The sequence below is a fragment of the Enterobacillus tribolii genome (assembly GCF_003363015.1).
GTDB lineage: Bacteria > Pseudomonadota > Gammaproteobacteria > Enterobacterales > Enterobacteriaceae > Enterobacillus > Enterobacillus tribolii.
Genome location: NZ_QRAP01000001.1, coordinates 129,587 through 143,137, shown reverse-complemented (window position 1 = coordinate 143,137; position 13,551 = coordinate 129,587). Strand labels below are relative to the sequence as shown.

At 56.3% G+C, this 13,551-nt stretch carries 9 protein-coding genes; 2 read left to right on the top strand and 7 right to left on the bottom strand.

Annotated elements, in window-relative coordinates:
• Window positions 1-495: 495 nt before the first annotated feature.
• Window positions 496-2,079: a TerC family protein gene (locus C8D90_RS00580; protein ID WP_115456486.1), complete on the top strand. Its 1,584-nt coding sequence runs from the start codon at window positions 496-498 to the stop codon at window positions 2,077-2,079.
• A gap of 54 nt (window positions 2,080-2,133) precedes the next feature.
• Here the strand turns inward: C8D90_RS00580 and dcuC are convergent, their stop codons facing one another.
• The 5 genes from dcuC to apbC form a co-directional block, all read right to left on the bottom strand.
• The gene (gene dcuC / locus C8D90_RS00575) at window positions 2,134-3,492 is read right to left on the bottom strand and encodes an anaerobic C4-dicarboxylate transporter DcuC (RefSeq protein ID WP_115457211.1); all 1,359 of its coding nucleotides are present in this window, start codon (window positions 3,490-3,492) and stop codon (window positions 2,134-2,136) included.
• 298 nt (window positions 3,493-3,790) lie between these two features.
• Window positions 3,791-5,641, bottom strand: a complete 1,851-nt coding sequence (asmA, locus tag C8D90_RS00570; RefSeq protein WP_115456485.1) for an outer membrane assembly protein AsmA — start codon at window positions 5,639-5,641, stop codon at window positions 3,791-3,793.
• Between the two features lie 36 nt (window positions 5,642-5,677).
• Window positions 5,678-6,259: a dCTP deaminase gene (gene dcd / locus C8D90_RS00565; protein WP_115456484.1), complete on the bottom strand. Its 582-nt coding sequence runs from the start codon at window positions 6,257-6,259 to the stop codon at window positions 5,678-5,680.
• 222 nt (window positions 6,260-6,481) lie between these two features.
• The gene (gene udk / locus C8D90_RS00560; protein ID WP_115456483.1) at window positions 6,482-7,123 is read right to left on the bottom strand and encodes a uridine kinase; all 642 of its coding nucleotides are present in this window, start codon (window positions 7,121-7,123) and stop codon (window positions 6,482-6,484) included.
• Between the two features lie 126 nt (window positions 7,124-7,249).
• On the bottom strand, window positions 7,250-8,362 hold the full coding sequence (apbC, locus tag C8D90_RS00555; protein WP_115456482.1) for an iron-sulfur cluster carrier protein ApbC: 1,113 nt from the start codon (window positions 8,360-8,362) through the stop codon (window positions 7,250-7,252).
• A gap of 157 nt (window positions 8,363-8,519) precedes the next feature.
• Here apbC and metG point away from each other — a divergent pair, with 157 nt between their 5' ends.
• Window positions 8,520-10,568, top strand: coding sequence for a methionine--tRNA ligase (gene metG / locus C8D90_RS00550; RefSeq protein ID WP_115456481.1), 2,049 nt, complete (start codon window positions 8,520-8,522; stop codon window positions 10,566-10,568).
• Between the two features lie 49 nt (window positions 10,569-10,617).
• On the opposite strand, the gene C8D90_RS00545 is transcribed toward metG, so the two are convergent.
• On the bottom strand, window positions 10,618-11,934 hold the full coding sequence (locus C8D90_RS00545) for an MFS transporter (RefSeq protein ID WP_115456480.1): 1,317 nt from the start codon (window positions 11,932-11,934) through the stop codon (window positions 10,618-10,620).
• Between the two features lie 62 nt (window positions 11,935-11,996).
• Window positions 11,997-13,160 (bottom strand): M20 aminoacylase family protein, encoded by a 1,164-nt coding sequence (locus C8D90_RS00540; RefSeq protein ID WP_115456479.1) that lies wholly within the window; start codon window positions 13,158-13,160, stop codon window positions 11,997-11,999.
• Window positions 13,161-13,551 lie beyond the last annotated feature (391 nt).

Genomic DNA, 13,551 nt, shown 5'->3' with positions numbered 1-13,551 from the left:
CACGCTACCGCCCTTGGCTCCCCAGCTACCAATGCACTGCCACATCCATGTTTTGCCTGCAGGGGATTACTTTTCTCTATCCATCCACCACAAATTTTCTAAAAAAACAATCAGCTAACTGCCAGTCCGATGAGTTTTTCAGATAAAAATGTCTATATAATACACATATACCTTAGTACTAACAGGTCACCGATTCTCATACTATTGGCATCAGGAAACAAGTGGAATAACCCGATAATGCGCCTGAATCGGTGGTTTCTGTGACATAGTCAGAATATACTCATATTTGTAACATTACGGAAAATATGCCAGGTTCATTTATTAGCATTTCTACAGCATTTGCCTGACGCCCTAATCTTTTTTGGCATATTTCGGAAAGCAATAATCGCTATACTAAACATTATCTGATTTTGTGCAATACTTGAATTTTCCACACGTTACGCTCATCATTTCCATGCGGGTTTCTCCGCGCAAATCAAGGGTAAAATGTAGCCTATGGAATGGATCGTTGATCCAACAATCTGGGTCGGACTGGCTACGCTGGTCGTGCTCGAAATCGTCCTCGGTATCGATAATCTCGTCTTCATCGCCATCCTGGCAGAGAAACTGCCCCGTCAGCAGCGCGACAGAGCGCGTGTCACCGGCCTGTTGCTGGCGCTCGTTATGCGTCTCATTCTGCTGGCGTCAATCTCCTGGCTGGTTACGTTAACCAAACCGCTGGTCACGCTTTACGGGCACCCTTTCAGCGCCCGTGATCTGATTATGCTAATGGGCGGGCTATTCCTGCTCTTTAAAGCCACGGTAGAACTTAACGAGCGTCTGGAAGGCAAAGACCACGAGAATAAAGAGCAGCGTAAAGGCGCGCGTTTCTGGCCCGTGGTTGCGCAAATCGTCGTACTCGACGCCATATTCTCTCTCGACTCCGTCATCACCGCCGTCGGCATGGTGGATCACCTGGCCGTCATGATGGCCGCCGTCTGTATCGCCATCGGGCTGATGCTGTTGGCCAGCAAACCGCTCACGCAGTTCGTCAACGCCCACCCGACCATCGTCATTCTCTGCCTCAGCTTCTTGCTGATGATTGGCTTCAGCCTGATCGCGGAAGGGTTCGGCTACCCGATCCCCAAAGGCTATCTGTATGCCGCAATCGGGTTCTCGGTCATGATTGAGTTCCTCAACCAGCTGGCGCAGTTTAACCGGCGGCGTTTTCTCACCGCGTCGCGTCCGCTGCGTGAACGCACCGCCGAAGCCGTATTGCGTCTGCTCAGCGGTAAGCATGAAGAAGCCGCGATGGATCACGACACCTCCGGACTGGTTTCTGATAACACCGCAGAAGAAGCCGTGTTCAACCCTCAGGAACGTATGATGATCGAACGGGTGCTGGGCATGGCGCAGCGTACCGTCAGCAGCATCATGACCTCACGGCATGATATCGAACAGTTGGACCTGAGCGAACCCGCGGAAAAAATCGACCTTCTGCTGCAAAAGAATCTGCATACCCGCATCGTGGTAACCGACAATAATGAAACCGACGAACCGCTCGGCGTCATTCACGTTATCGATCTGCTGCGTCAGCAGTTGCATAAAACGCCGCTTGATCTTAAAGCCCTGGTAAAGCAACCGCTCATCTTCCCGGAAGGATTATCGCTGTTGATGGCGCTGGAACAGTTTCGTCAGGCCCAAACGCATTTTGCCTTCGTGGTCGATGAGTTTGGTTCCGTAGAAGGCGTCGTCACACTGACGGACGTGATGGAAACCATCGCCGGGAATTTACCGGTCGCCGGTGAAGAACTGGACCCGCGCCACGATATTCAGCAAAACGACGACGGCAGTTGGATCGTCAACGGCTATATGCCGCTGGAAGACCTGGTGCTCTATTTACCGCTGAAGCTGGATGAAAAGCGGGAGTATCACACGCTGGCCGGATTGTTGATGGAAGAATTGCAAAGAATTCCGCGTGAAGGGGAGCATATCCGCATCGGCGATTATGTGTTTGAGCCACTGGAAATAAACAGTCACCGGATACAGAAAATAAAGATTACGCCGTTACAGGCGCCTGAAGATGATTATGAGGTGTAATTTTTAGTATCGGATAAAGAGAGGCGGTCTTAAAAGACCGCCTCTCCTGCTTTCTTATCTGTGCAACGGAACCAGAATCTCCGTTGCCACAATAACCACAACCAGTCCTACTAATACCGGAACTGACGTTCTCTTCACCACTTCAAACGGCGAAATCTTCGCCATACCAGCAACGGCCACGACCACGCCGGAAACCGGAGAAAGCGTACGGCCCAGGTTAGAGGCCTGAAGCATCGGAATCGTCAGGTACGCCGGGTTAATCCCCATCTGACCGGAAAGCTTGGGAATCAGCTCCACGAAGGCGTAGAACGGCGCGTTGCCGGAGCCCGTAGTCATCGCCGCCAGCATGGTGATAATTACCAGTACCATCATCATCACCAGGCCGCCGGTGCCGAAGGATTGCGCCAGGTCAATCAGGCCGCTGATAAAGCCGACCGTACTCAGCCCCTGCGCAAAAACACCCGCGGCCACCAACAGCATGACCACGCTGGCAAAGGCATCCGCCATCCCGCGATAGGCAACTTCCAGGCCGCTGAACACTTTCTGGGCGTCAAAGCAGCGAATAAACTCAATGATCGCGGCCAGCAGCATGCAGATAACCAGCACGGTAATGATGTGCAGTTCCGGCCCCCACTTACCGTCAAACACCAGCACCCCGAGAATCGGCGTAAACGGCAGAATCGCATAGTAAGCCGGCGCAGTGGTGGTGATTTCGCTAACATCCAGCATCTCGTGGGAAACGTTTTCTTTCTTGTCCAGATAGCGCTGCCAGAAGAAGTGCGCCACGGCCATACAAATAATCGCCGCGATGGAGATCGGCAACGTCGTTTTGAACGCGAAGTCAATCAGCGGCATTTCAGAAGCCTTCGCCGCCAGCACCACGTCGCCGGAGGTCGGCGCCAGAATAATCGCCGCCGGGGAAGCACAGATTGCCGCCGCCGCGCCGCGGCTGATGCCGACGTTAACCATCACCGGGAACAGCGTCGCCATCAGCAACACACCCAGGCCGGTCGCGGAGGACACCGCCAGCGACATCAGGCAGGCAACGAAATAGGCCGCAATCATCAACAGGTAGGGCGAGTTAATGTATTGCAGCGGGCGCGAGGCCAGTTTTACCACCATGTCGTTAGCGCCGATGTGGGTCATATAAGCAGCAAACCCGCACAGCACCATAATCATCATGCCCAGATCGCCGCCGCGGCTCATCAGCAGAACTTTGACGTATTCTACGATGTCCGTCGCGCTCCAGCCGGTAGGCTTGGCGCTGCCGGGCAGCAGTGAATGCCCCATAATTGCGCTGATGATCAGCAGCAGCAGCCCCCCCACCATCAGTACACCGGTAGCAGAATAGCCCTTAATAATGTAGCGACCGACGCCGGCAGCAACCACTATCCCTATAATTAGCTCAATCATATAATCCTCTGTGGTAACCATGCATTCCATCCTGCCTAACGCAGGAATTATGGCATTTCATCACACCATTACTTTCTTCCGGCACAGAAAATGCCATTAAACGAAACAACCGCACTCTGCCGAAATGGGGAAGGTTTTTTACTGATTTTGGTCAACGAATGGCGGAGTTTACGCTCCGGAGAACGAGATTGTGAGTTATGCGGGAACCGGCGGAAGCACGTTGTCATTCAAATAATTACTTAACTCAAATAAAAAGACCGGCCCTGAAGAAAGGCCGGTCCCAAATAATGCATATCAATCACAACCGATTAAGTAATTGCTCCAGCTTTTTCTTTCCTTTATCTTCCGGTTGCTTATTCAGCCAATTATTAATCGCGTCCTTCGCCCGCTGCTGCAACTGATCTTTCAGAATGTCATCGACACGCAACGTATAGTTCAGGTTATCCCAGGGGCCGTAAACCCGCAGCGGAATCACCGACTGCTGCAACGCCTTCACCACCTCCGTTTTGCCGTTCCAGCCCTGCAACACCCGCACGCGCAGGTTCATGTCACAGGTTTGCCGGTTCAGATCGGCATTGCCGGTGCCGCCGACCGTCAGTAAATCGGAGTCGCCATAAAGCTGGGTGATCTTCAGCGCGCCGTTTTTAAGCACCGTATCCGCCTTCAGGGTACGGATACGCGTGTAAGTGTCGTAATTATCCGCCCCATGCACATCTTTCTGGCTGCGCTCAACAGCCTGCTGAATCAATTGCTGAATGTTCAGGCCGTGCACTTTCATTTCATTCATCGCCACGTGCGCGCTGCCGCTCCAGTGGCGGGTAAAGTCGCTGCCGCCCAGGCCGCTGCCGTTGAAATTACCGCTCAGCGAAAGAATGCCCTCCAGAATCTGCGGCGCTTCCAGCGCGCGCATTACCGGCGCGACGGCAACGTGCTCAACCCGCGGCGTAATGCGGATTTTCGCCGCACCGGGTCCGGTCGCGTCGATGTCGCCGGTCAGCGCGAAAGTACCGCCGGAAACCTTACCGTTCAGAGTGCTAATCCGCGCCTTACCGCGCTGGTTATCGGCCTCCAGCGCAACGCCGCTCACTTCCAGGCCGTGATAGATGACTTTATCCGCCTGCAAATGCAGGCTCGCGATGAAATCACGCAAGTAAGCCATATCATCCGGCGGCGCTTCCGCGACTGGCTGCGACGTTACCGGCATCGGCACCGAAGGCGTATGCTGCGCCGCCGCTTTGCCCTGCCCTGGTTGCCAGCCGTTGAGGCTGTCAAGGTTCAGCACCGGCGATTTCAGGTCTGCGCTAAACTGCGGAACCGCTTCGCCCAGCACCGCACGCAGTTGCCCGGTCAGCTGGCTCTCATTGGCGCTGAACTGCAACTGGGTCAGATCGATCTGCTGGTTCTGAGACTGAAGCTCCAACGCCAGGCTCCCCTGCCCCTTCACGCCATTCCCCGGAACGCCGGCGCCGGTCAGTTGGTAATCAAAATTCGTTACCGTCGCACGGTACACGCGCGGGGAATCGCTCAGATCCGCCGTTCCCGACAGGCTGAAGGCTAAATCACGCTGATTACGGTTGATACGGCTGGAGAATTCCAGCGTCGCCTGACGTTTTTCATCCTGATCGACGGACAGATTAATATCGCGCATATTGATCTGATCGTCCGGCCCGCGTTGCCAGATCAGCAGGCTGTCCTGTACGCGCACCTTATTGATGTTCAGTTTCCACGGGACGTCTGCTACCGGTTCCTGCACGTCGCCCGGCGCTTCCGGCGTGCCCTGCTGACGCTGCACCGGATCGCTGCCCGGCGTCAGGCGGATAACCGCGCCTTTCAGCATCACCTGCTTCACGGAAAGCTGATGCGAAAACAGCGGCCACAGCCGCACGTCAAGACGCATATTGTCCGCCGAAATCACCGGCGCCTGCGCACCGGGCGCCGTCAGCGACATACGTCCGGCCAGAATGCTCAGCTGCGGCCAGACGTGCCAGCGTAAATCGCCGTCCAGCGTAAGCTGATAGCCCGTGCGCTGCTGAACCTGCTGGGTCATATAGCTGCGGAAGTCATTCGGGTTTATCAGCACCACCAGCGCCGTCATCCCCGCCGCCAGCACCACCAGTAAAATAACCAGCGTTGTCAGAAATCGTCTCATGCCATCCTCATATCAAACAGCATAACGTGTGGCCCGTCAGTCTTTGTCTATCCGGCTGGCGACCGCGCCCTGTTGATCTTTATATTTCGCATCTTCACGGCGATTGTAGGGCCGCGCCGCCGGGCCGGAAAGCGGCTCAAAGCTCAGCGCGCCGATCAGCATGCCGGGGCGCAACGCCAGCGGCAGCTTACCGGAATTATAAAACTCCAGCACAATTTTGCCCTGCCAGCCCGGATCAATGCGGTGCGCCGTCACGTGGACCATCAGCCCCAGGCGCGCCAGCGAAGAACGCCCGTCCAGCCAGCCCACCAGATCATCGGGCAGCTTCACCGACTCATAGGTCACCGCCAGCGCCAGTTCGCCGGGATGCAGAAAGAAAGCGTCTGGCTCGGCGATGATGATTTCATCGCTCATCACCCGCTCCAGCGCCGCCGTGACTTCGTCTTTGGGGCCGCTGAGGTCAATATAAGGCGCGGTATGATCGCGGAATACGCGGAATTTATTCCCCAGGCGAACGTCCACCGTCGCGCCGCTGATACGCTCAACCGGAGGGCGCGGTGAAATTTCCAGTTTGCCGGAATCCAGCCAGGCTTCTATGTCGCGATCGCACAGTCTCATTCTCATATTCTCCGTAAACAACATCAGCCACTCCGTATCCTGCGTGCTCCGGGCCGGGCCCGAACCCCGCGGATATCCACCTCCGGGTCGGTTCTCATACTACCTGAACATGGTTATTTCCCGAAATAATTCAGGAAGATTGTCCAGAATACCTGTGAATAAATAAAAAAGACGGGAGAATCCGGCGCTTTTGCCCCGTCACCCGTCATTAATCTGACGCAATCACTCAAAAAACTGACTGATCTTCGCTTTCAGAATATCAATGGCGATACGGTTCTTCCCGCCGCGCGGCACGATAATGTCGGCGTATTGTTTGGAAGGCTCGATAAATTGCAGGAACATCGGGCGCACGGTTTTCTGGTATTGCTCAATCACCGAGTCCAGGGAACGGCCGCGTTCGTTCACGTCGCGGCGGATACGGCGCATCAGGCAGATGTCCAGCGGCGTATCAACGAAGATAGAAAAATTCATCTCCGTGCGCAGGCGGGAGTCGGTCAGCAGCAGGATGCCTTCCAGAATGATGACCTTTTTCGGCTCCAGATGGATGGTCTCCTGCTTGCGCGTATGCTCAACGTAGCTGTACTGCGGCAGCTCAATGGCCTTACCGCCTTTCAGCATCTGAATATGCTGGAACAGCAGGTTATGGTCCATGGCGTTGGGATGGTCATAGTTGGTTTTAACCCGCTCTTCCATGGTCAGGTCGCTTTGGTCTTTATAGTAACAATCTTCCGGAATGACACCGATATGCGCCTCGCCCACCTGATCGCGCAGTTCACGATACAGGGTGCTGGCAATCAAACTTTTACCTGAGGCGGATGCGCCCGTAATGCCGATAATGACGCATTGGTGGGGGTTGTCAGTCATAGTGCGTAAGACCTGATTATAGAAATTGGACGGGAATAACGGCGCAATTATAGGGAGTTAACCGGCCTGATGCCAGCGCTTCCGGGGGGAGAAATACGGGCGCCGCAGCAGCGCCCGCAAAACAAATTAAACCGCGCGGAAGGCGATCTCGCCGGGAATGGTTTTCCCCTGCCAGTACAGACGTGCCGCCACGTCGGCCGCCAGCTGACGGTAGATGGCGGTGAATTCGCTGTCCGGGCGGCTGACGACGGTCGGCTCGCCGCGATCCAGATCTTCACGCAGGCTGATGTGCAGCGGCAGCTGGGCCAGCAGGCGGGTCTGGTATTTTTCCGCCAGTTTCTGCGCGCCACCGGTGCCGAAAATCGGCTCGTGGAATCCGCAGTTGCTGCAAATATGAATGCTCATATTTTCCACCACGCCCACCACCGGTACGTGTACCTTTTCAAACATGGTGATGCCTTTCATGGCGTCCAGCAGCGCGATGTCCTGCGGCGTAGTGACCACCAGCGCGCCGGTCACCGGAATATTTTGCGCCAGCGTCAGCTGAATGTCGCCGGTGCCGGGCGGCATGTCGAGCACCAGGTAGTCCAGATCCGGCCACAGGGTGTCCTGCAACAGTTGCAGCAGCGCTTTGCTGGCCATCGGCCCGCGCCACACCATGGCGTTGTCGTCGGTTACCAGGTAGCCGATGGAGTTGCTCGCCAGGCCGTGCGCCGCAATCGGCGCCATGTGCTCGCCGTCCGGCGAAGTCGGACGTTCCTGCTCCGTACCGAGCATCATGGGGACAGAGGGGCCGTAGATGTCCGCATCCAGAATACCAACCTTCGCCCCTTCGGCCGCCAGCGCCAGCGCCAGGTTCACCGCGGTGCTCGATTTCCCCACCCCGCCCTTGCCGGAACTGACGGCGATAATGTTCTTCACGCCCTTAACGCCCGCCTGGTCGTTGGCGCGCTTCAGCGTAGCGATCTGGCAGTTCAGCTTCCATTCAACCGCTTTCGCTCCCGTATCCCGCAGCAGTTGCGCCTCCGTCGCCGCTTTCAGGGCATCAAGCCCCGACCGCCAGGCGAACGGCATCGTCAGTTCCACATGCAGCACATTGTCGAGCAGCGCGCAGTGGTGCAGCGCCTTCAGCGTACTCAGGGGATTATCCAGCGTCGGATGGGTGAAGGTATCAAGAATCTCCGCCACCTGCGCCCGCAGGGCTTCAGGGGAAGCGTTTTCATGGGATTTGTTGCTCATCCCGGCTCCTTTCTTTTTTTCGTTATTGACACGTTAAGCATACCAGAACTCAAAAGCCGTCGCGCCGTCCGGCGTAAAAGAATCGGTTTGGCAGCGGCGCGCGCAATCGGGTAACATCCGTTAACCGTTCCATGTTAAATGAGAAAATAAATCCACTATGACTTCAGACACCTCCGCAGCAGGCGCTAGAAAAATCCTGGTAACGTGTGCACTTCCGTACGCCAACGGCTCAATCCATCTCGGTCATATGCTCGAGCATATTCAGGCGGATGTGTGGGTCCGCTACCAGCGAATGCGCGGCAACGAGGTGCATTTCATCTGCGCGGATGACGCCCACGGCACCCCGATCATGCTGAAAGCCCAGCAGATGGGCGTGGCGCCGGAGCAGATGATTGCCGAAGTCAGCCTGGAACACCAGAAAGACTTCGCTGATTTCAACATCAGCTTCGACAACTATCACTCTACGCACAGCGAAGAGAGCCGCGAGCTGTCCGAGCTGATTTACGACCGCCTGAAAGAGAACGGTTTTATCAAAAACCGCACCATCTCTCAGCTGTACGACCCGGAAAAAGGCATGTTCCTGCCTGACCGTTTCGTAAAGGGCACCTGCCCGCGCTGTAAATCCCCGGACCAGTACGGCGATAACTGCGAAGTCTGCGGCGCTACGTACAGCCCGACCGAGCTGATCAACCCGAAATCCGTGGTTTCCGGCGCGACGCCGATCATGCGCGAATCGGAGCACTTCTTCTTCGATCTGCCGTCATTCTCCGGAATGCTGCAGGCGTGGACCCGTTCCGGCGCATTGCAGGAGCAGGTCGCCAACAAGATGCAGGAGTGGTTCGACGCCGGTCTGCAACAGTGGGACATCACCCGCGACGCCCCCTATTTCGGTTTCGAAATCCCCAACGCGCCGGGCAAATATTTCTACGTCTGGCTCGACGCCCCCATCGGCTACATGAGTTCTTTCCAGAACCTGTGCGCCAAACGTCCGGGCCTGAGCTTCGACGAATACTGGCAGAAAGACTCAACCGCCGAGCTGTATCATTTCATCGGCAAGGACATCGTCTACTTCCACAGCCTGTTCTGGCCGGCCATGCTGGAAGGCAGCCAGTTCCGCAAACCGAGCAACATTTACGTTCACGGCTATGTAACGGTGAACGGCGCCAAAATGTCCAAATCGCGCGGCACCTTCATCCAGGCGCGTAACTACCTGGATCACCTGGACGCCGACTGCCTGCGCTACTACTACTCCGCCAAGCTGTCGTCGCGCATTGATGACATCGACCTGAACCTCGAAGACTTCGTTCAGCGCGTCAACGCCGACATCGTGAACAAAGTGGTTAACCTGGCGTCGCGTAACGCCGGCTTTATCAACAAACGTTTCGGCGGCAAGCTGGCCGACACGCTGGCCGATCCGGCGCTGTACCAGACCTTTACCGATGCCGCGCAGGAAATCGCGCAGGCTTACGAGCAGCGTGAATTCGGCAAGGCGATCCGTGAAATCATGGCGCTGGCCGATCTGGCTAACCGTTACGTTGACGAACAGGCGCCGTGGGTCGTGGCGAAAGAAGAAGGCCGCGACGCCGATCTTCAGGCTATCTGCTCAATGGGCATTAACCTGTTCCGCGTGCTGATGACCTACCTGAAGCCGGTATTGCCGTCGCTGACCGAACGCAGCGAAGCGTTCCTTAACACCACGCTGACCTGGGACGGCATCCAACAGCCGCTGCTCGGCCACGGCATCAGCGCCTTTAAAGCGCTGTTTAACCGCATCGAGATGGCGACGGTGGAAACCATGGTTGAAAAAGGCAAGCAGGCGATGGCCGCTGCGAGCGCCAAACCGGTCAGCGGCCCGCTGGCGGACGACCCGATTCAGGATGTCATCAGCTTTGACGACTTCGCCAAGGTGGACATGCGTATTGCGCTGATCAAGAGTGCGGAATTCGTCGAAGGCTCAGACAAGTTGCTGAAACTGCAACTCGACCTCGGCGGCGAAACCCGTCAGGTATTCTCCGGCATTCGCTCCGCCTATCCGGACCCGAAAGCGCTGGAAGGCCGCCTGACGGTGATGGTCGCTAACCTGGCGCCGCGTAAAATGCGCTTCGGCATGTCGGAAGGCATGGTGATGGCCGCCGGCCCGGGCGGGAAAGACATTTTCCTGCTCAGCCCGGACAGCGGCGCTCAGCCGGGCATGCAGGTGAAATAAAACGCACATCCCCCGCTTCATGCGGGGGATTTTTTATCCGTCGTTTGCGCTAACTCAGCGTTTCCTTACCGGTTTCACGCAGGTGCGGCATCGCCAGCAATGAAACCAGCGTCGCCAGAATCAGGTAGCCCGACGGCGCCAGCAGCGATCCGGTAAGCTCAATCGACTGCGACGCGAAATACTGCGCAAAGCCGCCGAAAATCGCCACGCCCAGGCTGTACACCACCGCAAACCCCACCGCGCGGATCCGCTTCGGAAACAGCTCGGAAATCACCAGCATCGTCGGCACCGACCCCAGCGTCGTCAGGCTGATCATCACCAGCACCACGGCCATCAGCAGATACGGATGCGGGAAATTGACCAACAGCCAGAAGGCCGGGAACGCCAGCACCAAAATAGCAATGCGTGACCAGAGGATCAGCGGCAAACGCCCGATGCGGTCACACCAGTGCCCCACCAGCAACGCGCCGCCGAAGGTCACCAGCCCGGCGATCAGCATGGCGGCATAAGCATAAGGCTGCGCCATGTTCAGGTATTTCACGCCGTATGTGCCGAGGTAGTACATCGAAATATAGGTCGCCACGGTGGAACCGACCGTCAGCAGCACACCGGTGGCAACCACGCGCCCGTGCCCGCGCAGGGAGTGCGACTGCGCCGCCTTCTGCGCTTTTGCCGGAGATGACGCCGGATGTTCGTTCTCCAGGCTGATGCGCAGCCAGCACCCCAGCGGCGCCAGCGCCACGCCGATAAAGAACGGCACGCGCCATCCCCAGTCAGACATCACGTCCGGATCGCCGCTGACAACCGGCAACAGCGCGCTCAGTGAAAGCGCCGTCACCCCGCCGAGAATGGTGGCGATCCCCTGCGTGGCCAGCGCCCAGCTGGAGTAAAAGCCGCGCCGGTTAGCCGGCGCCGATTCCACCAGCATTGACGCCCCGACTTCACCGCCCGCCGCCAGCCCCTGAATCAGGCGCGCCGCCACCAGCGTAATGGTTCCCCAATAACCGGCCGTGGCGTAGGTGGGCGCGAAACCGATCATTGCGGTTCCGAGGCTCATCAATGAGATGGTAAGAATCATCGCCGGCTTACGGCCGTGGCGATCGGCATAAGCGCCGATTAAAATACCGCCCAGCGGACGCATAAAGAAACTCACGCCAAATGTGGCGAACGCCAGCAGTAATCCCAGATGTGGATCGCTGGACGGCGGGAAGAACAATACGCCGATATAGATAACGAAAAAGTTATAAATACCGAAATCAAAAAATTCGAGCGCATTTCCGAACGATGCGGCAAAAATAACTTTCTTGCCGCTCTGGCGCTTTACCGGCGCTATTTCTCCGGCCATCGTAAGCTCTGCTTTAGACATATTTTCTCTCTGAATAAGGCCGGAATGAGGATATTTCCTGATACGGCTTATCAATTTCTGCGTTATTTAAGATAAGATTCAACCAGCGCACACCAATATTCACTGCCCGGCGCCAGACATTCATCATTAAAGTCATAACCGGGGTTATGCACCATGCAGCTTCCTTCCCCGTCTCCGTTGCCGATAATCAGGTAACATCCCTGCGGATGCGCATCGAGCATAAAGGCAAAGTCCTCGCTTCCCATCAGCGGCTGCGCGCCATAGTGCGCCCGCTCTGTGCCAAACTGGCGGCTGGCGACGTCACAGGCAAACCGGGTCATCGCTTCGTCATTCATCAGCACCGGCGTGCCGTTGACATGCACCACCCTGGCGCTGGCGCCGAAGCTTTCCGCCTGTGCCTGCGCCACTTCCGGGATACGTTTAAGCAGAACATCGCGCGCATCGCGGCTCAGCGCCCGCACGCTCAGCTTCATTTCCGCGATGTCCGGAATCACGTTGGGCGCCTCCCCGGCGCGGATGCTGCCAACGGTGATCACCGCTGCGTCCAGCGGGTTAATATTGCGCGACACGATGCTTTGCAACGCCACGGTGATATGGGAGGCCACCAGCACCGGGTCAACCGCCAGATGCGGGATCGCCCCGTGGCCGCCGCGCCCGTTGACCTCAATGGTGAATTGATCCATCGACGCCATAAACGCGCCGTGGCGGAAGAAAAAATGCCCGGTCGGCATGCCCGGCATGTTGTGCATGGCGAAAATGGCGTCACAGGGGAATTGCTCAAACAGCCCTTGCTCAACCATCACCGCGCCGCCGTTAAGCATCTCTTCCGCCGGCTGAAAAATCAGGTGTACGGTGCCGTTGAAGTTACGGGTTTGCGCCAGATAACGCGCTGCGCCCAGCAGCATCGTGGTATGGCCGTCATGACCACAGGCATGCATACGATGAGGAATGGCGCTTTGCCAGGGTTTGCCGTTATTTTCCTGAATCGGCAAGGCGTCCATGTCGGCACGCAGCCCGATGCGCCGGTTGCCGTTTCCCGCCCGCAGCGTTCCGACCACGCCAGTTCCGGCTAATCCGCAGTGAACCTCGTAGCCCCACTCCGTCAGTTTTTGCACCACTAAATCGCGGGTTCGCTGCTCTTCAAAACCCAATTCAGGATGGCGATGAATATCGTGACGAATGGCTTCCAACTGGGGTAAATACGTCGCAATCGTTTCTTTTATCATAATTATGTCCTTGTGGTTTTCTTCTCGCTCCGGCAATACCTGTATCAAAGCCGAACACAAGGATATAACATATTTAATACAACCAAACCCAGCCCTTATATCGCCGGCACGGAATTAAGCCCGAATATGTTCAGCCGCCACAGTTCAGCATTATAATTATCCGCGTGATTTTTATTTGGCAGTGAGTTTAATAGCAGACAATCAAAAAATACGGAATTATTTACCGGCCTGTGTGCGTTACGAACCAAACTAATAAAACACATTCCCGCCTTAGGATTATTCAGCGCTAATTATTCCCCGAGAATTTATTCACCATAAAGATATATCCCCCCTTTATCCCTTCTGTTTGTCTGGTTTAATACCAAAAAATCATCAAATGATACTCATTATC